Source organism: Paenibacillus sp. Lou8.1 (assembly GCF_024213565.1).
Taxonomy (GTDB): domain Bacteria; phylum Bacillota; class Bacilli; order Paenibacillales; family Paenibacillaceae; genus Paenibacillus; species Paenibacillus polymyxa_B.
In genome coordinates, this window is the sequence record NZ_JANAVN010000001.1 from 496,655 (window position 1) to 522,134 (window position 25,480).

Consider the following 25,480-nt stretch of genomic DNA (forward strand, 5'->3'; position numbering starts at 1 on the left):
TTTCTATGTCGAACGATAAACAATTTGTCGAGGAAATTACGCCGCAGAGCGAAGATTTTTCCCGATGGTATATTGATGTTATTAAAAAAGCAGAACTGATGGATTATTCCCCTGTTCGCGGATGTATTGTATTCCGCCCCGATGGTTTTGAAATCTGGGAGCATATCAAGGAAGCCATGGACGTGCGCTTCAGAGAAACAGGCCACCGTAATGCCTATTTTCCAATGTTCATTCCAGAAAGCTTTTTTCAAAAGGAAAAAGAGCATGTCGAAGGGTTTAATCCTGAACTGCCTTGGGTAACCGAGGCTGGTGGGGAAAAGCTGGAAGAGCGTCTTGCAATTCGTCCGACTTCGGAAACCATGATTGGTCATATGTACTCCAAATGGATTCAATCCTATCGTGATCTGCCTGTGCTTATTAACCAATGGGCTAACGTAGTGCGTTGGGAAAAACGCACGCTGCCTTTCTTGCGCACAAGTGAATTTTTGTGGCAAGAAGGTCACACGGCCCATGAAACAGAAGAAGAAGCACGTGAAGAAACGATGAAAATGCTGGAAGTATACCGTGAGGTTATTGAGGAAGTTCTGGCTATTCCAGTTATTACTGGACAGAAAACACCTTCTGAAAAGTTTGCAGGTGCGAAGGATACATTTTCACTGGAAGCGATGATGAAGGATGGACGGGCGGTACAAGCTGGGACCTCCCACTATATGGGAACTAATTTTGCCGTTGCATTTGACATTAAATATTTGAGTCGTGAAAACAACTTGGAATTCGCGCATACGACTTCATGGGGAACAAGTACACGTTTGATCGGTGCACTGATTATGGTACATGGAGATGACCGTGGTCTGGCATTGCCTCCTAAAGTTGCGCCTACGCAGGTTATTATGGTTCCAATTGGACCACCTAAGAAGCGTGATGCCGTTATCGCTCGTGCAGATGAACTATTTGCTGAGTTGAAACAAGCGGGAGTGCGTGTTAAAATGGACGACCGCAGCGATGTAAGTCCAGGCTGGAAATTTAATGAATATGAAATGCGCGGTGTGCCGGTTCGTCTGGAAATCGGACCTCGTGATATGGAAAACGGTGTCTGTGTGCTCGTATCCCGCATCAGCGGTGAGAAAAAAATCGTGCAGCAGGATAATCTGGTTGAGGAAGTACATGCAATGCTCGCACAGGTACAGCAGGAGATGTTTGATCGTGCGAAAAATTTCATGGAAGAGAACTTCTATTCCGTCGATACGCTGGATGAAATGAAGACTCTCATGGAAGAAAAACGCGGCTTTACTTTGGCAGGCTGGTGCGGAGCTGAAGAATGTGAAGACAAAGTCAAAGAAGTAACAGGTGCTACAAGCCGTAACATACCGTTTAAAACAACCGAGCAAAAGTCCACATGTTTGTGTTGTGGCAAACCTGCCAAGCATACAGTAGTGTTTGCACGGGCGTATTAATATAGATGTAGGGCAATATCACTATACTCACTTCATTCTTCTTGCTGACATGGTAGCTGTTACGGGACAATGTTCCGAAGGATCTATGTAGTTGTGAGAAGGATTGAAGAGGGCTACGAAAAGCTTTTGCGGTCGGAGATGTTTTTGACGCAGAAGCTTTTCATGTTTTCAGAATGGTAGATTTAAAATTGGGGGGAGAGCCATGGGCGGAGCTGAAGAAAAGAGAAAGCGGCTGGAACTGCTGATGAAGCAAGTTGGGATGCCGGCTGGAGTGGTTGAACCTTATTTTTTGGACGGTTGGATTGATCAAGTGGAGATTAGCCGTACCAATAAGGATTGGAATATCACCATTGCCAAGGAGACACTGGTCCCCGCTCAAGTGTATCGTACGTTCTGTATTCAAGTACAGGAAAAAATGAGTCACATCGCAAAAATTACGTTCCGTTTTCAGTATAGTGAGCAGATTCAGCCTGGTGATATCATTAGTGAATACTGGAAACTTTTTCTAGAGTGGGTGCATCGTGAGATCCCATCTGTTAACGGTTGGATGAATCGGGCTGTGCATGAGTGGGAAGACGGTCTATTATTGCTGACGATGAGCGACAGTATGTCATTGGAACTGGCGCGTAAAAAACAGATAGATCAAGCTATCATCAAATTTTACGATAAATATTTCGGACTCTCTATGCGCATTAAAGTCCAAGTGGGTGAAAGTAACCAGGAGGCATTACAGCAATTCCAAGAAAAGAAGATGCAGGAAGAACGCGAAGTTATTCAGCAGATGATGGAAAGTATGGAATCCGAAATGCCGCCTTTGGATGAAGAAGAAGGAGACGTACGGCTTCAATTTGGTTATGACATCAAAGAACCAGCTGTTCCGATGCAAGATATTCAGGACGAAGAGAAAAAAGTCACCTTACAAGGAACAATCTTCGGTTTGGATAGTAAAGAATTGCGCAATGGCAGTACGTTGTTTACGTATTATTTGACCGACTTTAGTGATTCCCTGCAAATGAAAATGTTTGCTAAAACTAAAGAAGATCTAAAGATCCTCAGTTTGTTGGCTAACGGGAAATGGGTCAAAGTGCGGGGGCGAGTTGAATATGATCGTTTTATGCAAATTCCCGAGCTGGTTATGATTCCTTCCGATCTAGTTGAAGTACAGGCTCCACCCACACGTAAGGATAATGCAGAGGAAAAACGGGTTGAGTTCCATCTCCACACAAAGATGAGTGCTATGGATGCTGTTGCCTCGATTGATCAATACGTCAAAACAGCTGCCAAATGGGGGCACAAGGCGATTGCGGTCACTGATCATGGCGGTGTGCAGTGCTACCCTGATGCTGCTAAGGCTGCAAAGAAAAACGGCATTAAAATGATCTACGGTGTTGAGGCCAATGTGGTTAATGATGCTGTTGAGGTTGTAATGCAGGCACAACCATTAAATTTGAAAACAGCGACTTATGTCGTTTTTGATATTGAAACCACCGGTTTATCGGTTACGCAGAATAAAATCATTGAGATTGCGGCTGTAAAAATGCATGATGGCAAAGAAGTTGATCGTTATGCTACCTTTGTCAATCCACATGAGCGTATACCATACAATATCCAGCAACTGACCAACATTAACGATGAAATGGTCAAGGACGCGCCGGATGTAGAACCTGTTATGAAGGAGTTTGTAGCTTTTGCTGGCGATGCTGTATTGGTTGCCCATAATGCGCGATTTGATGTCGGCTTTATCCAGGCGACCCTTCGAAATATGGGTTTGCCTGAAATGACCAATCCGGTACTGGATACGCTAGAACTGGCTCGTTTACTGTTTCCAACAATGAAAAACCACCGTCTGAATACGCTGACGACCAAATATAAAGTGGCGCTAGAAAGTCATCACCGAGCCATTGACGATACAGTCGCACTGACTGAAGTGCTGAATGGCTTGTTGAATGATGCGGAACAAATTAAGGGTTTAAAAATGCTCGATCGTCTGAATGATTATGTGGGTAAGGATTTATCGACCGTTCGTCCTTTTCACTGCTGTATTTATGCCCTCAATCCGATTGGTAAAAAAAATCTGTACAAGCTGGTTTCGATGTCTCATACCGAATATTTCAAGCGTGTGCCTTGTATTCCTAAATCCAAATTGTCAGAAATGAGAGACGGATTGCTTATTATTTCTGGTTGCGAAAAAGGAGAGTTCTTTGAGGCTGTGTTAAACAAGTCCGAGGAAGAGGCCGAGGAAATTGCACAGTTTTATGATGTGCTGGAGATTCAACCTTTGACGATGTATATGCATTTAGTAGAAAAACAACTGGTAAGCGGGCCCGATGCTCTGAAAACGGCAATACGCAAAGTATGCGAAATTGGACGGCGACTTGATAAGCCCGTAATTGCCACAGGCAATGTTCACTATTTGGAAACTCGCGATAAGTTGTACCGTGATATTACGATACACGGCATTACGGGATTTAGCCCGCTAAAAGATATTCGTAAGCCAGATGCGCATTTACGCACCACAGACGAAATGCTGGCAGAATTCGAGTTTTTGGGCGAGGAGAAAGCCTATGAAGTCGTTGTGAAGAATACCAGTGAGTTGGCGGATCGATTTGAGGAGCTGGAGCTGTTCCCTGACAAGCTGTTTACACCTTTGCTGGATGGGGCGGATGAGGAAATCCGCAACACTTGCTACGAGACAGCTAAATCCATCTATGGTGAGGAATTGCCCGAAGTGGTTGTAGCCCGTCTTGAAAAAGAACTAGAGCCGATTATTAAATACGGTTTCTCTGCCAACTATCTCATTTCCGAGCGTTTGGTTAAAAAGTCTAATAAGGATGGATATCTGGTAGGTTCACGGGGGTCTGTTGGATCTTCTGTGGTCGCTACCTTTCTCGGTATTTCCGAGGTTAATCCACTGCCTGCACATTATATTTGCGGTAATCCTGAATGCAGATATAGTGAATGGATTTTGGACGGTAGTGTGCCGAGCGGATTTGACTTGCCGGACAAAAACTGTCCCAAATGCGGTGGCAAACTGAAGGGTGAGGGACAGGATATTCCGTTTGAAACGTTTCTTGGGTTTAAGGGAGATAAAGTTCCCGATATTGACTTGAACTTCTCTGGCGAATATCAACCTGTCGCACATAACTATACGAAAGTACTGTTTGGTGAGAAAAGTGTATTCCGTGCTGGAACCATCGGTACAGTTGCCGAGAAAACAGCCTTTGGCTTTGCAAAGAAATATGAAGAGGCGCATCATAAAAAATGGCGTGGGGCTGAGCTGAACAGGCTGGCTTCGGGCTGTACAGGGGTCAAACGCAGTACCGGGCAACATCCAGGCGGAATTGTCGTTGTTCCCGATTATATTGAGGTCGAGGATATTACGCCGGTACAGTACCCCGCCGATGATACAAGCTCGGAATGGAAAACAACGCATTTTGATTATCACGCTTTTGATGCGAATCTACTCAAACTCGATATTCTGGGTCATGATGATCCGACCATGATGAGGATGCTTCAGGATTTGACTGGTGTCGATCCTACGACCATTCCAATGAATGATCCAAAGGTGATGAGCATGTTCAACTCCACGGAGGCGCTCGGTGTAACACCCCAGCAAATCCGCACACCTGTAGCTACCTATGGTGTACCAGAAATGGGGACGAAGTTTGTACGCCAAATGCTAGTAGAGTCGCAGCCAAGTTCTTTTGCTGACTTACTGCAAATATCCGGACTGTCTCACGGCACGGGCGTATGGTTGGGGAACGCACAGGAACTGATTAAGAATAATACCTGTAACATCAAGACTGTAATTGGTTGCCGTGATGACATCATGCTATTTTTGATTTACAAGGCAGGGATGGACGCAGGTCTGGCCTTTAAAATTACGGAGAGCGTACGTAAAGGTAAGGGGCTTAGTGCTGAATGGATTGAGGAAATGAAAAAATGCAAGGTGCCACAGTGGTACATTGATTCCTGTCTGAAAATCCAGTACATGTTTCCGAAGGCGCATGCTGCAGCCTACGTTATTTCAGCAGTGCGCACAGCGTACTTTAAGCTGTATCATCCGATTGAATATTATGCGACTTACTTTTCAGTACGTGCAGCCGATTTTGATATTGAACTGTGCTGTCAGGGATATGATGCAATCGCACGGAAGATTGTCGAAATCGAGCAACTCGGCTTTCAGGCACCGCCCAAAGAAAAAGGGATGCTTCCGATCCTGGAAATGGCCCTGGAAATGACGGCTCGCGGGTTTAGTTTTAAATCCATTGATTTGTACCGTTCTGAAGCTACACGCTTCAAGGTGGATGGAGATTCACTCATTCCGCCATTCGGAGCTCTTCAGGGAATTGGGGACAATGCAGCACGTAACATCGCAGCCTCCCGTGAACATGGTGAATTTTTGTCTGTCGAGGATTTTCAACAAAAATCGAAAGCTAGTAAAACCATTGTCGAAATGCTGTCCCAGATGGGTTGCTTTCGAGGTCTGCCAGAGAGTAATCAGCTGTCTCTGTTTTAATCCGAACCACAGTAGTCAAGCTCTGGCACTTGTCACATAACTATGGTTATGTTATAATTTTTTTGGTAATCATGGAGATAAAACCGTTGCTAAAAGAGTGGGGAAACCCACTCTTTACTGTTTGATATACAGTTACAACGTGAAAAGGTTATTTTTGGGCACGAAACCGGTACGCCGGTTTATTTGCAGTGAGCCCGAAATGAACATTACATCAAATGAAAATGAAAAAGCCGGTGATGGAGAAGCATTGTCCATGGTAATAGGGCGTCTTTTTTTCACCACAGGAAAGTTCACTTTTGGAGGTTATAATCTTTGAGCACACCAAAGATCAAATCAGTAGTAGAAGAAATGGCCCAACCTTTCCTCGATGAGCATGGTTTTGAACTGGTCGATGTCGAGTATGTCAAAGAGGGTAGCAATTGGTTTCTTCGCGTTTTTGTGGACAAAGACGGAGGAATTGATCTGGACGACTGCAGTATGATCAGTGAATATCTGGGTCAAAGGTTGGATGAAAATGACCCTGTTTCTACAGCATATTTTCTGGAAGTGTCTTCACCAGGCGCCGAAAGACCGTTGAAAAAAGCGGAGGACGTTACTAAAGCGGTAGGCAAAAACGTATTCGTTACTACATACGAGCCGATCAACGGCCTGAAGGAATTCGAAGGTCGTTTGCTTTCTTTTGAAGACGGGGAACTCACCGTTCAAAGCGGACAAAAGAAGCATGCCATACCTTATGACAAGGTAGCTGGTGCAAGGCTCGCGATCATATTTTAATTCAGATTTGACTGTTGCTGTTTGACATGTACTACATGTTTTTTTGCCTCGTGTGCCGACCAGTACGCAGGTGCATCATTTGAAAGGGGGAGCAGTAATCCATGAGTATGGATTTTATTGAAGCAATGAACGAGTTGGAAAGAGAAAAGGGGATCAGCAAGGATGTGCTGTTTGAGGCCATTGAAGCAGCCTTGATTTCCAGTTACAAACGGAATTTCAACACCGCACAAAACGTGCGTGTTGATATGAACCGCAACTCGGGAGTCATTAAGGTATATGCCCGCAAGTTGATCGTTGAGGAGGTATTGGATCCTCGCACCGAGATTTCGTTGCCTGCGGCTCGTGAGATTAACCCGCATTTTCAGTTGGAGGATATCGCTGAAATCGAAGTCACACCACGTGATTTTGGACGGATTGCTGCACAAACTGCGAAGCAAGTCGTGACCCAGCGTATCCGCGAAGCGGAACGGGGACTGATCTACAACAAGTTTGTGGACAAGGAAGAAGATATTGTAACAGGAACTGTACAGCGCCAAGACCCGCGTAACATTTATATTGATCTTGGTAAGGTGGAAGCGGTTCTCCCGTTAGGTGAATTGATGCCTAATGAGAAATTTAGCCATCTGGATCGAATCAAGGCTTATATTACCAAAGTAGAAAACACAACCAAAGGACCGCAAATTATGCTGTCCCGATCACATCCGGGTCTGCTTAAGCGTTTGTTCGAACTCGAAGTGCCTGAAATTTTTGATGGTGTTGTAGAGATTCGTTCCGTAGCGCGTGAAGCAGGCTTCCGTTCTAAAATCGCGGTTCATTCCCGTAACGCCGAGGTTGACCCGGTTGGCTCTTGTGTGGGTCCTAGAGGAACACGTGTACAGACTATTGTAAATGAGCTGCGTGGCGAAAAAATCGACATTGTACGTTATTCCGATAATGTTGATGAATACGTGGCTAATGCGCTGAGTCCATCCAAGGTGCTCGAAGTGCAAGTATTTGAAGAAGAGAAAATGGCGCGTGTTATTGTGCCTGATTATCAGCTTTCTCTTGCTATTGGTATCAAAGGGCAAAATGCTCGTCTTGCTGCTAAGCTTACGGGCTGGAAAATTGATATTAAGAGTGAAACACAGGCGGAGGAAGAACTCGGCAGACCGAGAACATCCACCGATGAAATGCATCAGGATTCCGTTTCTGTAGATTAAGCGGAGTGTAGGGGGGTTAATGCATGAAACAGAGAAAGATACCTTTGCGCAAATGTGTGGCCTGTCATGAAATGATGCCAAAGAAGCAGTTGATCCGTGTCGTCAAAACCCCTGAAGACGAAGTGTTGATTGACTTGACTGGCAAAAAGTCGGGACGCGGCGCTTACTTGTGCGGCAAAGCCGCCTGCTTCAAGCTGGCTCAAAAGAGCAAGGCACTGGATCGAGCATTGAAGCACTCGGTTCATCCTGATATTTATGAGCAGCTAAGTCGTGATTTTGCTGCCGTCGAGGAAGAATTCCTGGCGGCACAAGGCAGCGTGCAGGATGAATAAGGCGCTGTCTGGATTGGGTCTTGCCATGAGAGCTGGCAAGCTGCTAACAGGTGATGAGATCGTTTTTAAAGCGATCAGGTCTTCAGAAGCCAAGCTGGTCATTCTTGCGAAAGATGCTTCAATGAATACTCAAAAGAAATTCCGCGACAAATGCGGGACGTACAAAATCCCCTTATTGATAGGATTTGACCGGGAAAGCTTGGGAAGCAGTATCGGCAAACCTGAACGGGTTGTGCTGGCTGTGACGGATCAAGGATTCGCGAAATTGATCAAGAAACATGCGGGGATAATGTCGGAGGTGGAGTATATTGAGTAAACAAGAAAGCAAAGACAAAGTGCGGGTATACGAATACGCCAAATCGTTGAACATGAGCAGCAAAGAAATTATCACCATTCTTAAACGGCTGGATATTCCCGTGAACAACCATATGAGCGTCATGGAACATGATGCCGTAGGTAAAGTGGAAAGTTTTTTTAAGAATATTAAATCCAATGCTGCGGCCAAGCAAGGCGGAGCAGGTACGGCGCAAGTAAGCTCGAATCAGGCCGGTTCAAGCCAGAATAGTAATCATTCAACTGAGCAAACCAAAAATCAACAGGAAAAGCAGGTAAGTATGAATAGGACAAACAACAACCAAAACAGTAACCGAAGTAGCGCTCCTAAAGCGCAAAGCAGTCAGCAGGGCGGTCAAAACCGCAGTCAACAAAGTACTAGCAGACCCACTGGTCAGCAAAGTACACAAAACCGCAGTAATGGTCAACAACAGGGAGGACAACAGCGTCCTAGTGGCAACACAGGTTCACGTCCTCAAGGTAACCAAAGCACTAACTCACGCCCTCAGGGAAGTAGTCAGGGTGGTACGGCTGTAAGAACATCATCCTCCACAGGTAGCAACAATGCGAACCGTAGTGGTGGCAACCGTACAGGCAGTAACTCCAACAACGGTGGTAACCGTTCCGGTCAAGGACGTTTTGACGATAACCGTCAAGGCGGCGGACGCGGTGGTAACGGTGGTCGCGGAGGCAATAATCGCGGTGGCAGTAATCGTGGCGGGAAATTTAACAATCGTGGTAAAGGTCAACAACAGGAACGTCGCGAGAAAATCGACAACACGCCTAAGAAAATTATTGTGCGTGGTGAGATGACCGTAGGCGAAACAGCCAAGCTTCTTCATAAGGATGCGTCAGAAGTCATCAAAAAGCTGATTATGCTCGGAACGATGGCGACCATTAACCAGGAACTGGATATGGATACCATCCTCTTGCTTGCCGGAGACTTTGGCGTCGAGGTAGAAGTGAAAATTCCGGTCGAAGAAGATCGTTTTGAAACCGTGGAAGAAAATGATGATCCTGCGGATCTGAGAACACGTCCACCAGTTGTAACGATTATGGGTCACGTCGATCATGGTAAAACAACTTTGCTGGATGCCATTCGCTCGACTAATGTAACCGGTGGCGAAGCTGGCGGTATTACACAGCATATTGGTGCATACCAAGTTGAAATTAATAGCAAAAAAATCACTTTCCTGGATACACCGGGTCACGAAGCCTTTACCGCTATGCGTGCACGTGGTGCTCAAGTGACAGATATGACGATTATCGTGGTTGCAGCTGACGACGGTGTTATGCCACAGACGGTCGAAGCTATTAACCATGCGAAGGCAGCAGGTCTGCCAATTATCGTAGCTGTGAACAAGATCGACAAACCGGATGCCAACCCGGATAAAGTGAAGCAAGAACTCACTGAATATGAATTGGTACCTGAAGAGTGGGGCGGCGATACGATTTTCGTCAACGTTTCCGCGAAACAAAGAATGGGTCTGGAAGACCTGCTCGAAATGATTCTGCTCGTAGCTGAAGTGAACGAGTACAAAGCGAACCCGAACAAACGGGCACGTGGTACCATCATCGAGGCAGAACTGGATAAAGGCCGCGGTTCTGTAGCCCGTATCCTCGTTCAGAACGGTACACTGAAAGTCGGCGATGCTTTCGTAGCGGGTAACTGCTTCGGGCGTGTGCGTGCCATGGTCAACGATAAAGGTCGTCGTCTTAAGGAAGCGGGTCCTTCCACTCCAGTTGAAATTACTGGTTTGACAGAAGTTCCACTTGCTGGCGATCCATTCATGGTGTTTGAGGATGAGCGCAAAGCTCGTGCTATTGCTGACAGACGTGCGATCACGCAACGCCAATCTGATCTGGGCAGTAATACCCGCGTAACACTGGATGACCTGTTCCAACACATCAAGGATGGCGAAATGAAGGATCTGAACGTCATTATTAAAGGTGACGTACAAGGTTCCGTCGAGGCGTTGAAAGGTTCCTTGAACAAGATTGAAGTCGAAGGTGTGCGCGTTAAAATTCTTCACAGTGGTGCAGGAGCAATCACCGAATCCGATATTATTTTGGCCGCAGCTTCCAATGCTATTGTCATTGGTTTTAATGTTCGTCCGGATAACCAGGCGAAATCTACAGCGGAAGCTGAAAAAGTGGACATTCGTCTACACCGTGTCATTTACAATGTCATTGAAGAAATAGAGCAAGCCATGAAGGGCATGCTGGATCCTGAATATAAAGAAAATGTGATTGGGCATGCTGAAGTACGTAACGTATTCAAAGTTACTAAAGTCGGTACGATCGCTGGTTGTATGGTGACATCCGGTAAAATTACCCGTTCAGCAGAAGCACGTCTGATTCGTGATGGCATCGTCATTTTTGAAGGTAAAATCGACTCACTGAAACGCTTTAAGGACGACGCAAAAGAAGTTGCCCAAGGTTACGAATGCGGTATTACCCTTGATGGCTATAATGATGTTAAGGAACTCGACATTATTGAAGCGTTCGTCATGGAAACAGTGGAGCGCTAACGGCAGAGAGGTGAGCATCCATGGCTAAAATACGTACAGGTCGGGTTGGCGAGCAGATCAAGAAGGAGCTAAGCCAACTCATTCAAACTGAATTAAAAGACCCCCGCATCGGTTTTATCACCGTAACGGGTGTCGATCTTACAAATGATTTGTCCCAAGCGAAAATATACTTGAGCGTGCTCGGGGATGAAGAACAGAAAAATTCTTCCCTGAAGGCATTGGACAAAGCGAACGGTTATCTTCGTTCTGAACTCGGCAAACGGATACGGCTGCGCCATATCCCTGAGTTGATTTTCAAAATTGACGAATCTATTGCTTACGGCAGTCGAATTGAAAAACTGCTGAGTGATATCGACAAGGATGAAAAATAAAACTTTTAGTTTGTCTGAAGGAACCATGAACTGAATGTAAAGGAGAAGGCAATGCATACCTATGAACAGGCGCTTCAACAAGCGAAGGAATTTATTCTGGAGCATGATGATTACCTGATCGTATCGCATGTACAGCCGGACGGAGACGCAGTCAGCTCCACCGTAACGGTGGGCTGGCTTCTCTCATGTCTGGGGAAGAAATTTACCATGCTGAATGAGGGGCCTATTCCCAAACGTATGGATTTTTTATGGCATGCCGATGAGATTATGGATATGAGCCAGCAACCGCCAGAACGGAAATACAACCGGATCATTTGTGTAGATTGTGCGGATTACCGTCGTGTTGGTTTGACAGAGCAATTTTTTTCGGAAGATGCCATTATCCTGAATATTGATCATCATCCAACCAATGATGCTTACGGTACAGTTAATGTGATTAAGCCGGATGCTGCGGCAACAGCAGAAATTCTTTTTGACCTACTGAAAGAGTTTGCAGTAACCTGGGATGTCGAAATAGCAACGGCTTTATATACAGGGTTGCTAACGGATACAGGTGGTTTCCGTTACTCCAACACTTCACCGAAAGTGATGTCTACTGTGTCACAGCTACTTGCTTACGGTGTAGATGGTCCATCTTTATCCGAGAAATTGCTCGAGGAAATGACCTTTCCACAAATGAAGGTGTTAACAAAAGCATTGCAAACGCTCACGATGTCGGAGGATGGGAAAGTCGCTTGGGTCGTTGTAACCCCTGACGACATGACGGATTGTGGGGCTGTAAATGAGGACTTGGAAGGCATTGTGAATTATCCAAGAAATATTCGTGGAGTTGAAGTAGGCATTTTCTTTAAGGTTATTAATGATCAAGCGGTCAAGGCCAGCTTGAGATCGGCAGGGAATGTTGATGTAGCTGCGCTGGCTCAATCATTTGGGGGCGGTGGACATGTACGTGCAGCTGGCTGCCGGCTAGAGGGTAAGCTGGGAGATATCATTGAGACAGTTGTAGGGCGGGTGAAATCTGAGCTATGAACCCGATAAAGAAGGAACAGGCAACTTGGGAAGGCATTCTACCTGTCTATAAACCTGCTGGATTTACCTCTCATGATGTGGTGGCCAAGGCTCGCCGTTTATTAGGTATGAAGCGAATCGGACACACTGGAACACTTGATCCGCAGGTAACCGGTGTTTTGCCCTTGTGTCTGGGACGTGCTACCCGTGTGGTGGAATACATGCAGGAGCGGCCCAAGGAATATCGGGCTACACTGCGATTAGGAATTGCCACGGATACCGAAGACCTGACTGGGAAAATCACGGAAGAGAGTGAACGTCCCGTAGAGGTGACGGAAGTGGAAGTCAAAGCGGTCCTGAAGCGTTTTGTTGGTACGATTTCCCAAGTACCTCCAATGTACTCCGCGCTAAAAGTGGACGGCAAACGTCTATATGAACTGGCTCGAGAAGGCAAAACCGTGGAGCGCAAAAGTCGTGAAGTGAGTATTTACGAGTTGGAAATGACGGGATTCGCGGAGACGGGGGCGTATGTGGATATTTCTTTTCGTGCCTTATGCTCCAAAGGTACTTATATCCGTACACTATGTGTTGATATTGGTCGTGAATTAGGATATCCTTCAACGATGGTTAAGCTGGAGCGAACCATGTCTGCGGGAATTCCTGCGGAACGTTGTCTGACTTTCGAAGAAATAGAGCGTTTCGTTGCGGATGGCAGTCTTGGAGAGCGACTTATTACAACGGATCAGGCGATTGACTATATGCCTGAGCATATAGTCGCTGAAGCCAAGGTAACTGCGGCTCTGCAAGGCCAACGCCTGTCGCTGAATATGATTTCACCACCTGTGACGGACAATCAGCCCTTCCGTTTGTATAAAGAGGATAAAACGTTTTTAGGTATATATGGTCGGGATGAATCAGACGCGATCGCTCCCATTAAAGTTTTTTTACCTTGAATTGTGCTATAATTTTGACGAAGTTAGTCAAATGATGTGAAATGCAGGTGAATTAATAATGATTACCGTATCGTTATCTTATCCATTGAGTGATGAGCTTTTGCAGCAATGGGGACGTCCACAGGTCACGGCGATCGGTCAGTTTGATGGTCTTCATCTGGGACACGCAAGCGTGATACGTAAGGCTGTTGCGCTGGCTCGTGAACAGCAGGTGCCGGTATCTGTCATGACATTTCATCCTCACCCGAAGGAAGTCATGAAAAAAGGCGATTATGAAGGTTATTTAACACCGCTTGCGGACAAGCAAACTATTCTGGCTGATATGGGTGTGGACGTACTTTATATTTTGAGTTTTAACGAAGAATTTTCCAAGGTCAGCCCTGAGGCGTTTATGAGCGACGTGCTGCTTCCATTGCACATTCGAACAGCGGTAGTAGGCTTTGATTTTCGGTTTGGCCACCGGGGAGCCGGGCATGAGGATACACTTCGGAAGCTGGGAGGAGAGCTGATGTCGGTGCACACCGTACCACCGTTCGAACTGGATGGGGACAAGGTGAGCAGCTCTGGCATTCGCCGTGCTTTACAGACCGGGGATCTAGCACATGCCTCTCGCTGGTTGGGACGTCCTTATCGTATCCAGGGTACTGTAATGGATGGAGAGAAGCGCGGACGTACGATCGGTTTTCCGACCGCTAATCTCAAACTGGATGATACTTACGTGATTCCGACCAAGGGTGTATACGCTGTACGGGCACTCATAGGCGATCATTGGATAAACGGTGTAATGAATGTAGGGGTTAAGCCTACTTTTCATGAAGGTGTGCTGAATCCGTCGTTTGAGGTACATTTATTTGATTTTAATCAGCAAATTTATGGAGAGTCTGTGCTTGTGGAGCTTCACCATTACATCCGCCCTGAACGCAAATTCTCTTCGGTGGATGAGCTGATCAACCAAATTGGCAATGACGCACAAACGGCTAAAAAGCTGTTAGGCTAATTTATTTACATAAGACAGGCGCTGTGTTATACTGACTTATGTTGTGTAAACAACGATGAACCTTAGCTTGGTTGTCCGCTTTCACCGGCGGCTACGAGGCTAATGGCGATTATAATGAAGGAGGTGAACAGGATGGCATTGACTCAAGAGCGTAAACAGCAATTGATCGAGGAGTACAAAACTCATGAATCCGATACAGGATCACCAGAGGTACAAATCGCTATCCTTACTGAAAACATCGTCAACTTGCAAAGTCACTTTCGTTCGCACAAGAAAGACCATCACTCCCGCCGCGGGTTGTTGAAAATGGTCGGTCAGCGTCGTAAACTTTTGGCTTACCTGAAGAAGACTGATGTTAAACGTTACAGTGCGTTGATCGAGCGTCTCGGACTGCGTCGTTAATTTTCAGACATGTAATGAGAAAAGAAGCCTGGTTGTTCACCGCTTGTCCCTGCTAAGGCGACGGCGGACAGCAGCCGGGTTCTTTTTTGAAATGAGGAATCTTTTTTTGAATTACATATCCTGATTTGTCTGCTAGCTTCTTATGAATAAGACCTGCGCAGGAAATACTGGATATGTATAGAACTTTTACAATGAAATGAAATGGAGGGATACCATGGAGCAACGCGTAGAAATGCAGCTCGGCGGAAGAAAGCTGGTGTTGGAAACAGGACGTCTTGCGAAACAAGCCAATGCGGCAGTTAAAGTGAGCTACGGAGAAACAGTTGTGCTTTGTACCGTGACCGCTTCCCGTGAACCGAAAGATTTGGACTTTTTTCCACTGACCGTAAACTATGAGGAAAGATTGTATGCTGTGGGGAAAATTCCTGGCGGATTTATTAAACGTGAAGGACGTCCGAGTCAAAAAGCGATTTTGTCCAGCCGTTTGACAGACCGTCCAATTCGCCCATTGTTCCCGGAAGGTTTCCGGAATGATGTACAGGTGTTGAATCTCGTTATGAGTGTCGATCAGGATTGCGAACCTGAAATTGCAGCAATGATCGGAACCTCGGCAGCACTTAGCATTTCGGATGTGCCTTTTAATGGGCCAATCGGGGGAGTCGCTGTAGGACGTGTAGACGGGCAATTTGTGATTAACCCGGATATTGCACAGCAGAATGCAAGCGATCTGTACCTGGTTGTAGCCGGAACGAAAGATGCCATCATGATGGTAGAAGCCGAAGGCAATGAGATTCCAGAGGAAGTTATGCTGGAAGCTATTATGTTCGGTCATGATGAGATTAAGAACATTGTGGCAGTTATTGAACAATTGGTGCAAGTAGCAGGTAAAGAGAAAATGCAGGTTAAACTGCATGCTGTTGATGAAAAAGTGAACAGTGAAGTACGTGCTTATGCAGCTGAACGTTTAATGCAAGCTGTTAAAATTGCAGAAAAACATGCCCGTCAAGAGGCAATTGATGCAGTCAACGAAGAGACAGTTGCTCATTTTGAAGCACAATACATAGAGACACCTGAGCTTTTGAGTGACGTGAGCGAAGTTCTCTATGATATCGTTAAGGAAGAAGTACGTCGTCTGATCACGCATGATAAAGTGCGTCCTGATGGTCGTAAGCTTGACGAAATTCGTCCGATTGAAAGCGATACTAGCATTTTGCCGCGTACTCATGGTTCGGGCTTATTTACACGCGGTCAAACGCAAGCACTTAGCATTTGTACACTTGGTGCATTGGGTGATGTACAAATTTTGGACGGTATTGATCTGGAAGAAACAAAACGCTTCATGCATCATTACAATTTCCCGCCATTCAGCGTAGGTGAGGCTCGTCCTTTGCGTGCGCCAGGTCGTCGTGAAATCGGACATGGTGCTCTTGGTGAGCGTGCGCTTTCCAAAGTAATTCCTTCCGAAACTGAATTTCCATACACCATCCGTCTGGTTTCCGAGGTACTGGAATCGAATGGTTCGACTTCACAAGCTAGTATTTGTGCAAGTACACTGGCTATGATGGATGCAGGTGTACCGATTAAAGCTCCGGTTGCAGGTGTAGCCATGGGATTGATCAAGGATGGAGACCATGTTTCCGTATTGACTGATATCCAAGGTATGGAAGACCACCTGGGCGATATGGACTTTAAAGTTGCTGGTACCGCGGAAGGCGTAACTGCCATTCAAATGGATATTAAAATTAACGGTATTGACCGCCAGATTTTACAGGATGCGCTCAAGCAAGCTAAAGAAGGACGTTTGTTCATTCTTAGCAAAATGATGGAAGCGATCCAGAAGCCGCGTGAGCAGTTGTCTCCGTATGCTCCAAAAATTATGACGATGCACATTAACCCGGACAAAATCCGTGATGTTATTGGGGCTGGTGGTAAAATCATCAACAAAATCATCGAAGAAACCGGCGTGAAAATCGATATTGAACAAGATGGTCGTGTGTTCATCGCTTCCACAAATCAAGAGATGAATGAAAAAGCACGTTCCATTATTGAGGGTATCGTAAAGGAAGTCGTGGTCGGTGAGATTTACATCGGTACAGTAAAACGGATTGAGAAATTCGGTGCATTTGTTGAAATTTTACCGGGCAAGGATGGTCTGGTTCATATTTCTCAACTGTCTACTGAGCGTGTAGCCAAAGTTGAAGATGTAATTGCTATTGGGGATACAATTACGGTGAAAGTAACCGAAATTGATCAACAAGGTCGTGTCAATCTGTCCCGTAAGGCTGTTCTGACTGCAGAAGCACCTGCAAAATCCTAGGTATCTGTATGTTGCAGACTAGAAAGGCAGGAGTAGCTTTTCGTATGAACAGTACAAGGGATTTGAATAGCATTGTTTAAGCTTTTGGAAAGAGGCAGAGCTACGTTTCTGGCTCTTTTTTCATACATATGCACAAGCTGCACCCAAGTGAGCTTCTAGAGCTTGCTACGTCATAGTTCTTGTCCTCGCCGCATACAATGTGGACAAACGGGCGGGGGGATGAAGGAATTATGAGTAGGGCAAAACGAGCAGTGTGGGTGGTAGCCAGTTTAGCCATCACACTTGTAATCGGGCAGTTTAGTGGGGTTCGTGACTACGCTAGTCAATTACGCAATGGAGACGTTACAGGGGTTAAAGAGCCAGAAGCTGTAACCACGATGGCGATAGCAGCTTTGCCCGACAATGCGCTTATGCAGCGACTAAGAACAGAAGCAGCACGTCAGCGGCGGGAACCAGTTGATGCCAAGATCGACAGGGTATGGAAGGCTATTCCAGGCTATAACGGACTGGAGGTGGATTTGGATGCTACCTATCGCAAAGCGATTGCATCTCCAGATCGACCCATTCAATATGTATATCGACAATTGGCACCTAAAATACATTTAAATCAGCTTGGTAATGTTCCAATTTACAGGGGGAATCCCGAAAAGCCGATGGTATCTTTCATGATCAATGTAGCATGGGGGAATGAATTTATCCTGCCGATACTGAACACGCTGGATAAGGAAAAGGTCAAGGCTACATTTTTTCTTGATGGAAGTTGGTTGAAAAAAAATCCTGATCTCGCCAAGGAGATTCAAAAAAGAGGGCATGAGCTTTCGAACCATGCATACTCTCATCCAAATATGAGCCGTCTGAGTCGGGCCAGAGCCACACAAGAAATTGAAAAAACTCAAGTGCTTCTTCAAGAAACTTTGGGTATCAAAAATAACTGGTTTGCCCCTCCATCGGGTGATTTTAATCAGCAAACGGTGGATATAGCAGCAGAACGTGGGCTCAAAACAGTGTTATGGACATTGGACACTGTAGATTGGAGACATCCGTCACCGGAATCGGTGATTAACAAAATCAGTAGTAAGGTTGAATCAGGCTCCCTGATATTGATGCACCCAACAGATTCCTCATCGGCTGCTCTCAAAGGCATGATTCATGCTATTCGTAGTAAGGGACTTGTGCTCGGAACTGTCAGTCAGACACTTTCCCCTGATCGGCAACTACCTGCTCCGGTTGAGTGAACGTCTTTTTTCTGTTAGGATTGAACATTATGGCTAAGTATGCAATTCAGTTTAGGAGGGCCAATCGTGGAAAGAATTCAACTTAAAAACGGCCTAAGAGTGGTCATTGAAAAAATTCCAACCGTACGTTCAGTTTCTTTCGGTATCTGGGTTAAAACTGGCTCCCGGAATGAAACGCCGGACAATAGCGGTATTTCTCATTTTATCGAACACATGCTTTTCAAAGGAACAGAGCGTTTTAACGCTAAGGAAATCGCTGAGCAATTCGATGCCATCGGAGGAAATGTTAATGCTTTCACTTCGAAGGAATATACATGCTATTATGCCAAAGTATTGGATGAGCATCTACCGATCGCAGTTGATGTGCTGTCTGATATGTTTTTTAATTCCAAACTAGATCAGGAAGAATTGGCAAAAGAGAAGAATGTGATTTTGGAGGAAATCTCCATGTACGAGGATACACCGGATGATATGGTGCACGATCTTGTATCTCGCGCGGCCTATGGTGAACATCCACTGGCTTATCCGATTCTCGGAACCGAAGATCACCTGCTTGCTATGGATAGCTCACACCTCAGTCATTATATGAAGGAGCATTATACAATCGACAATACAGTTATCAGTGTGGCTGGTAATGTTGACGATCGCTTGGTAGAATTGTTGGAGCGACATTTTGGACATTTTGATAATCATGGCACCGTTTCGCCGCTGACAGTACCTGTGTTTAACGGTGAGCTGTTGTATCATGAGAAAGCAACGGAGCAAAATCATATTTGTTTATCCCTGCCTGGATTTGCAGCGGGTGACGAGCTCCAGTATACTATGGTTTTGCTGAATAACGCGATCGGCGGCGGCATGAGTTCACGTTTATTTCAAGAAATTCGGGAAAAGCGTGGGCTGGCTTATTCGGTCTATTCCTATCATAGCTCCCATGCGGACAGTGGGTTGTTCACGATCTATGCAGGTACGGCTCCTAAGCAAACAAAGGACGTGCTGGATTTGACGCTGGAGCTTTTACGAGATGTAGCTGTCAACGGTTTGGACGCTAATGAGCTTCGTAAAGGTAAGGAGCAATTAAAAGGAAGTTTGATTTTAAGCCTTGAAAGTACAGGTAGCCGGATGAATCGGCTTGGAAAAAATGAATTAATGCTCGGTCAGCATTATACGCTGGATCAAATGATCGAACATATCGAGCAAGTGACGGCAAATGATGTGAACAAAGTGCTGGATCGGATGTTCTCGGAGCCGTTTGCCCTGTCGATGGTGGGAGCGAGTGATTCAGCGGTAAAGGATATGAGGAGGGACTATTTTGTTAACTTACGTGGAAATTAACAGACTTGCGGGCAATGAAGATATTGAGCTGCCACGCAAAATGTCAGAGCTTGCATCAGGGTTTGACTTGTATGCAGCAGTACAGGAAAATCTGGTACTGGAACCCGGCAAACGTTGCCTCGTTCCAACTGGATTTGCAATAGCTATGCCAGCGGGATTGGAGGCACAAATCCGTCCGCGAAGTGGACTGGCTCTTAAGCATGGTATTACTTGTCTCAATACACCGGGAACGATTGATGCGGATTATCGTGGGGAGATCAAGGTACTTCTTATTAATTTGGGCGAAGAATCGTTCACGATTACGCGCAATGAGCGAATTGCACAAATGGTATTTCAGGTTGTACCTGAGGTAGAGCTGAAACAAGTAGACCAATTATCTGAAACAGTACGTGGTGCTGGAGGCTTTGGCCATACAGGACGCTGAGCTATGGTTGGTTTGCAATGTAAGAATGTCTTTTTTGTAAAAGCTTCAAATTTACTTGCTTAAGAGTAAGTATGCATATAAAGGTCGCCTCATCAAGGGGCGGCTTTTTTTTGTGTTTTTTCACCCCTCTCCGGGCACTCGCATAGACTAAAAGCATATCGTGTCTCGGAAAGGAGTGATCCGGATGCTAACAGGAATACGCGTCGTTGTTTTGGGTGGCGATGCGAGGCAGCTTGAGGTAATCCGCAAATGTGTGGACATGGATGCTACCGTCAGTGTGGTCGGTTTTGACAAGCTTGAAGTACCACTCAAAGGAGTGACACTAGAACCAATGTCTGTCAAGCTGCTGGAATCGTCAGACGCACTGATTTTGCCGGTGGTGGGATGCGATGAGGAAGGCAACGTAAATGCACTTTTCGGAGCACAGAAGCTCCAGTTTCTGAATGAACATGCTGCTGCTCTTCCACCGCATTGCGTTGTATATACAGGGATGGCGCGGACGTACTTAAAAGAAATTTGTACCAGACATGAGTTAAAGCTGGTAGAGCTGCTGGAGAGAGATGATGTGGCCATATACAACTCTATACCTACGGCCGAAGGCGCACTGATGATGGCCATTCAGCATACTGATTTTACGATTCACGGTGCAGATTGTATGGTTCTAGGCATGGGACGGACTGGATTTACCATGGCAAGGGCACTACAGGGGTTGGGAGCCAGAGTGAAGGTTGGAGTACGGCGGGCAGAGGATGCAGCAAGAGCCGTGGAAATGGGTTGGAAGCCTTTTATGACAAGGGATTTGTCGCATGAGACAAAGGGAGTTGACTTGATTTTTAATACGATACCCTCTATGATTATCACAGCGCAAATCCTGTCTAAATTGCCATTGAGCACCGTGATTATAGATCTTGCTTCCGCCCCGGGCGGATGCGATTTCCGTTATGCGGAAAAGCGTGGAATCAAGGCTATGCTTGCCCCTGGTCTTCCCGGTATTGTTGCTCCCAAAACTGCTGGTGCCATTATAGCGAATACGCTGGTGCAGTTGTTAATGGAAGATAATCCTGATCGGGGGGATGCACAATGAGTTGGCAAGGGAAAACAGTAGGGTATGCAATTACAGGCTCACATTGCACATTTGAAGAGGTAATGCCTGTTATACAGCGCTTTGTTGATGAGGGTGCGAAGGTCGTTCCTATTATATCCAATACAGTACTAACAACGGATACGCGCTTTGGTACTTCGCAAAGTTGGCAAAAACAGTTGAAAGATATAACAGGGAATGATATCATTTCTACAATTGTGGAGGCTGAGCCACTGGGTCCCTCCCAAATACTCGATGTGCTGGTGATTGCACCTTTGACGGGGAATTCGATGAGTAAGTTAGCGAATGCAATGACAGACAGTCCAGTTTTGATGGCTGCCAAGGCGCAATTGCGCAACGGTCGTCCACTTCTTTTAGCTATATCTACTAATGATGGACTGGGTCTAAATGCTGCCAATATCGCCAAATTACTCGTAGCCAAAAATATCTTTTTTGTGCCGTTCGGACAGGACAATCCAGTTAAAAAGCCGAACTCGCTTGTAGCTAACATGGAGTTGATTCCGGAGGCTGCTTATGAAGCATTGCAGGGCAAACAGCTTCAGCCGATGATTGTGGAACGCAAGACCCCATGAAGTATTATAGTTAACTGCTGAGCATCCCTCGCCTAGAAGATGATTCGATATGTATCGGGTCTAATTTCTTGTTGGCGGTGGATGCTTTCAGAATAAAAAATGGTTTTTTAGTCGAGAAGGGGAGATACACCAGATGAGCAATAGAAAGTTTAATGTAGCTGTCGTTGGAGCGACAGGCGCTGTAGGAGAACAGATCGTAAATCTGCTGGAAAAACGGGATTTTCCTGTGGACAAAATCAAATTTCTTTCTTCGCCTCGTTCTGCCGGCACGTTAATTAGCTTTAAAGGTCAGCAAATTCCAGTAGAGATTGCTACCCCCGACAGCTTTGAAGGAATCGACATTGCTTTGTTTAGTGCAGGTGGAGACGTAAGTAAGGAATTGGCGCCGCATGCTGTTCGTCATGGGGCAGTTTGCATTGACAACACCAACGCATTCCGAATGGATCCGACAGCTCCTCTTGTAGTGCCTGAGGTGAACAGCGACAAAATTGCCGAGCATCAAGGAATTATTGCGAACCCGAACTGCTCCACCATTCAGATGGTAGCTGCTTTGAAACCATTATATGATCAGTATGGCATTTCTCGTATCATTGTATCCACATACCAGGCCGTTTCCGGCGCTGGAAGCCGAGCTATTGATGAATTGAATCGTCAAAGCGCAGCGATTCTGAACGGTGATGAAGTTCAGCCTGATCTGTTGCCAGTAGGCTCGTTGCCAGTAAAGCATCAGATTGCTTTTAATGCTATCCCGCAAATCGATAAATTCCAGGACAATGGTTATACACTGGAAGAAATGAAAATGGTACGTGAAACGAAAAAAATACTGGGTGACGAATCTGTGGACGTAACAGCAACGTGTGTGCGTATTCCTGTTGTATACGGTCACTCGGAATCTGTATATGTAGAACTTAAAAAAGATTATGATTTAGAAGAAATCCGCAATCTGCTGGCTTCGGCACCGGGAGTAACGCTGGTGGACGATCCTGCTGCTCAGCTTTATCCACTGGCATCTGATGCTGCAGGAAAACCTGACGTATTTGTGGGGCGTGTACGCCGTGATTTGGGCAATAGCCGTGGATTGAATTTGTGGGTCGTATCCGACAACCTGCTCAAAGGAGCAGCATGGAACGCGGTGCAAATCGCGGAAATTATTGCTGCAAACGCGGAGTAACGTTCCGATATGGGGGAAGAATAATGGGTATTTTGGTGCAGAAATTTGGGGGAACCTCGCTGTCCACACCTGAAGCACGTCAACTTGTGCTGGCACATGTGAAGCGGGAGCTGGAACAAAATCTTCAATTGGTTGTTGTTGTGTCGGCCATGGGGAGAAAAGGAGAGCCTTATGCCACCGACACGCTACTGGATTGGGCGGCGTCTAACGGCGACAGTCTTCCGAAGCGCGAACGGGATTTACTGCTGTGCTGTGGTGAAATCATTTCTGCTGCTACATTATGCAGCCTGATAGAGAAGGAAGGTATTCCTGCTACGGTGCTAACTGGGGCACAGGCGGGCTTTATTACGGATGATCAATACGGCAATGCTCGTATTTTGGATATAAAGCCAGACCGTGTTGTTGAAGAGTTGAACCAAGGCAGAGTTGTCATTGTGACAGGTTTTCAGGGACAAACAGCAGACGGTGATATGACTACCTTGGGTCGGGGAGGCAGCGATACGTCAGCTACTGCTCTGGGTGCTGCTCTACATGCGGATATGGTTGATATTTATACGGATGTAAATGGTATATTGACTGCCGATCCGCGCATTGTGGAAAACGCAAAGCCACTTACACATGTTAGCTATACGGAAATTTGTAATATGGCTCATCAGGGAGCAAAGGTTATCCATCCTCGTGCTGTTGAAATCGCCATGCAGGCTAATATCCCGGTCCGTGTTCGCTCTACCTTCTCCGAAGGAGAAGGTACGTTAGTTACCCACCCGGAAGGCTTTAAAGACGTGCAGGCAGACATTGTAGACCGTTTCGTGACCGGTATTGCGTATGTCGGCAATGTCACTCAGATTAATGTTGAATTAAAGCCGGGTTTGGAGCACTTGCAATTACAAGTATTCAAATCTATGGCTGAACATGGAATTAGCGTTGACTTTATTAACGTAACGCCATCGGGGGCAGTTTATACTGTGTTCGATCATGATGGAAGCAAAGCGGTTGAAGTATTGAACGGTTTGGGTCTAGAACCTAAGATACTGGCCGGGTGTGCTAAAGTTTCTGTCATAGGCGGTGGTATCAACGGGGTACCAGGCATTATGGCGACAATTGTGGAGGCATTGGCAGAATCAGACGTACAGATCCTTCAATCCGCAGATTCCAACACGACGATCTGGGTACTTGTTAAAAAAGAAGATATGGTGCAGGCTGTACGCGCATTGCATAATAAATTTGAACTCCATCAATAGGCGCATTGTCCGTGCTCGGACTTGCAAAAAGGAGGCAGCATGGTGAACTTCGGCAGATTGATTACCGCAATGGTGACACCTTTTGATAAGCAAGGAGAGATTGACTGGACTGCATTGTCCTCGTTGATTGATTACTTAATAGAAGAACAGCACTCAGAGTCGCTTGTTGTATCTGGAACAACAGGGGAGTCTCCTACCCTGAGCGATGATGAAAAAATCAAGTTGTTTGCATTTGTTGTAGAAAAAGCAGCTGGACGATGTAAAATTATTGCCGGGACTGGAAGCAACAATACGCGTCACTCCATTCATCTAACCCGTGCCGCGGAGCAGGCAGGAGCAGATGGTGTTCTACTGGTAGTGCCATATTATAATAAACCGAATCAGGAAGGGATGTATCAGCATTTCGAAAGTATTGCGAACTCCACATCCCTCCCAGCTATACTGTATAATGTTCCAAGTCGTACTGGAGCGAGTCTAACAGCTGAAACAACACTGCGCCTTGCACAAATTCCGAATATTGTGGGAACTAAAGAATGTGCATCACTTGCGCAGGTCACACAGATTGCAGCGGCAGCGCCAGAAGGTTTTCTGGTTTATTCCGGGGATGATGCTTCTGGGTTGCCTGCTATGGCTGTAGGTGCTTATGGTATTATCAGCGTAGCGAGTCATGTGGTAGGTGCTGAAATGAAGCAGATGATCGATTCACTTGTAGGGGGACACTCGCAGGAGGCAGCAAAGTTGCATCAGCAGTTGTTCCCGATTTTCAAGGGTTTGTTTGGCTGTCCTCATCCTCTGCCTAATCCGGTGGCCGTAAAATATGCATTGGAATTACGGGGGGTTAAGGTAGGTTCGGTTCGGTTGCCGCTCATTCCTCCAACTGAGGATGAAGCGGAATTTATTAAGAAATTATTTACCCGCTAAAGAGAAATAGGAATGTAGGATGTTAATTAATACTAAGGAGTATCCTTGTTAAGGGCAGTCGGTAGGTACAAAACCGATAGGGTTTATTGTCTGACAAGGTTCCCAGCGTGAAGGGCGTTCTTATAGGACGCCCTTTTTGCTGTGCTTTTAACCATGTATGTAGACAAAATGACAGATACTAATGGTTTCAGACGGCAATGGGAAACCTAGCGTAACGAACAGGATGACTTGTTTTTTCGTATTTTAATCATGTATAATGGGGTCAAGTGACTGGGTGCGGTATTTTTTTGAA

21 protein-coding genes are annotated in these 25,480 nt (G+C 45.9%); all 21 read left to right on the forward strand.

Annotated features, from left to right (window positions below; all coding sequences use genetic code 11):
- Positions 1 to 5 precede the first annotated feature (5 nt).
- The 21 genes from proS to dapA all read left to right on the forward strand — a co-directional run bounded on the left by proS (position 6) and on the right by dapA (position 25,188).
- On the forward strand, positions 6 to 1,454 hold the full coding sequence (gene proS, locus NLX78_RS02415; RefSeq protein ID WP_069291738.1) for a proline--tRNA ligase: 1,449 nt from the start codon (positions 6 to 8) through the stop codon (positions 1,452 to 1,454).
- Positions 1,455 to 1,656: 202 nt separating this feature from the next.
- Positions 1,657 to 5,973 carry a PolC-type DNA polymerase III gene (locus NLX78_RS02420; protein ID WP_254349507.1) on the forward strand — a complete coding sequence of 1,439 codons (4,317 nt, stop codon included), beginning with the start codon at positions 1,657 to 1,659 and terminating at the stop codon, positions 5,971 to 5,973.
- A 312-nt stretch (positions 5,974 to 6,285) separates the two neighbouring features.
- Entirely contained in the window at positions 6,286 to 6,747 is a 462-nt protein-coding gene (gene rimP, locus NLX78_RS02425; RefSeq protein ID WP_254349508.1) for a ribosome maturation factor RimP, read from the forward strand.
- Positions 6,748 to 6,848: 101 nt separating this feature from the next.
- Complete coding sequence (nusA, locus tag NLX78_RS02430; protein WP_013309927.1) at positions 6,849 to 7,946, forward strand: transcription termination factor NusA; 1,098 nt, start codon at positions 6,849 to 6,851, stop codon at positions 7,944 to 7,946.
- A gap of 23 nt (positions 7,947 to 7,969) precedes the next feature.
- Positions 7,970 to 8,278 (forward strand): RNase P modulator RnpM, encoded by a 309-nt coding sequence (gene rnpM / locus NLX78_RS02435; RefSeq protein WP_007430067.1) that lies wholly within the window; start codon positions 7,970 to 7,972, stop codon positions 8,276 to 8,278.
- Positions 8,271 to 8,594, forward strand: coding sequence for a L7Ae/L30e/S12e/Gadd45 family ribosomal protein (locus tag NLX78_RS02440; protein ID WP_025720915.1), 324 nt, complete (start codon positions 8,271 to 8,273; stop codon positions 8,592 to 8,594). The genes rnpM and NLX78_RS02440 overlap by 8 nt, the downstream gene beginning before the upstream one ends.
- On the forward strand, positions 8,587 to 11,142 hold the full coding sequence (infB, locus tag NLX78_RS02445) for a translation initiation factor IF-2 (RefSeq protein ID WP_061829439.1): 2,556 nt from the start codon (positions 8,587 to 8,589) through the stop codon (positions 11,140 to 11,142). The genes NLX78_RS02440 and infB overlap by 8 nt, the downstream gene beginning before the upstream one ends.
- Positions 11,143 to 11,162: 20 nt before the next feature.
- A complete protein-coding gene (rbfA, locus tag NLX78_RS02450; protein ID WP_010346342.1) occupies positions 11,163 to 11,513 on the forward strand; it encodes a 30S ribosome-binding factor RbfA in 351 nt (116 codons plus the stop codon).
- A gap of 51 nt (positions 11,514 to 11,564) precedes the next feature.
- Entirely contained in the window at positions 11,565 to 12,542 is a 978-nt protein-coding gene (locus NLX78_RS02455; RefSeq protein ID WP_061829438.1) for a DHH family phosphoesterase, read from the forward strand.
- Positions 12,539 to 13,474 (forward strand): tRNA pseudouridine(55) synthase TruB, encoded by a 936-nt coding sequence (truB, locus tag NLX78_RS02460; protein ID WP_061829437.1) that lies wholly within the window; start codon positions 12,539 to 12,541, stop codon positions 13,472 to 13,474. Before NLX78_RS02455 ends, truB begins: the two co-directional genes overlap by 4 nt.
- Before the next feature lie 58 nt (positions 13,475 to 13,532).
- Entirely contained in the window at positions 13,533 to 14,471 is a 939-nt protein-coding gene (locus tag NLX78_RS02465; RefSeq protein ID WP_254349509.1) for a bifunctional riboflavin kinase/FAD synthetase, read from the forward strand.
- A gap of 132 nt (positions 14,472 to 14,603) precedes the next feature.
- Positions 14,604 to 14,873, forward strand: a complete 270-nt coding sequence (gene rpsO, locus NLX78_RS02470; RefSeq protein WP_007430074.1) for a 30S ribosomal protein S15 — start codon at positions 14,604 to 14,606, stop codon at positions 14,871 to 14,873.
- 214 nt (positions 14,874 to 15,087) lie between these two features.
- Positions 15,088 to 17,190, forward strand: a complete 2,103-nt coding sequence (gene pnp / locus NLX78_RS02475; protein ID WP_250261597.1) for a polyribonucleotide nucleotidyltransferase — start codon at positions 15,088 to 15,090, stop codon at positions 17,188 to 17,190.
- A gap of 230 nt (positions 17,191 to 17,420) precedes the next feature.
- A complete protein-coding gene (locus tag NLX78_RS02480) occupies positions 17,421 to 18,425 on the forward strand; it encodes a polysaccharide deacetylase family protein (RefSeq protein ID WP_254349510.1) in 1,005 nt (334 codons plus the stop codon).
- 66 nt (positions 18,426 to 18,491) lie between these two features.
- Entirely contained in the window at positions 18,492 to 19,757 is a 1,266-nt protein-coding gene (locus NLX78_RS02485) for a M16 family metallopeptidase (RefSeq protein ID WP_254349511.1), read from the forward strand.
- A complete protein-coding gene (gene dut / locus NLX78_RS02490; RefSeq protein ID WP_013309936.1) occupies positions 19,735 to 20,181 on the forward strand; it encodes a dUTP diphosphatase in 447 nt (148 codons plus the stop codon). The genes NLX78_RS02485 and dut overlap by 23 nt, the downstream gene beginning before the upstream one ends.
- Positions 20,182 to 20,365: 184 nt before the next feature.
- On the forward strand, positions 20,366 to 21,265 hold the full coding sequence (gene dpsA, locus NLX78_RS02495; protein ID WP_061829433.1) for a dipicolinate synthase subunit DpsA: 900 nt from the start codon (positions 20,366 to 20,368) through the stop codon (positions 21,263 to 21,265).
- Entirely contained in the window at positions 21,262 to 21,855 is a 594-nt protein-coding gene (locus NLX78_RS02500) for a dipicolinate synthase subunit B (RefSeq protein WP_029517031.1), read from the forward strand. Before dpsA ends, NLX78_RS02500 begins: the two co-directional genes overlap by 4 nt.
- Before the next feature lie 133 nt (positions 21,856 to 21,988).
- Complete coding sequence (locus NLX78_RS02505) at positions 21,989 to 23,026, forward strand: aspartate-semialdehyde dehydrogenase (RefSeq protein ID WP_165175626.1); 1,038 nt, start codon at positions 21,989 to 21,991, stop codon at positions 23,024 to 23,026.
- A gap of 23 nt (positions 23,027 to 23,049) precedes the next feature.
- Positions 23,050 to 24,267 carry an aspartate kinase gene (gene dapG / locus NLX78_RS02510; protein WP_061829431.1) on the forward strand — a complete coding sequence of 406 codons (1,218 nt, stop codon included), beginning with the start codon at positions 23,050 to 23,052 and terminating at the stop codon, positions 24,265 to 24,267.
- 39 nt (positions 24,268 to 24,306) lie between these two features.
- On the forward strand, positions 24,307 to 25,188 hold the full coding sequence (gene dapA / locus NLX78_RS02515; protein ID WP_061829430.1) for a 4-hydroxy-tetrahydrodipicolinate synthase: 882 nt from the start codon (positions 24,307 to 24,309) through the stop codon (positions 25,186 to 25,188).
- Positions 25,189 to 25,480 lie beyond the last annotated feature (292 nt).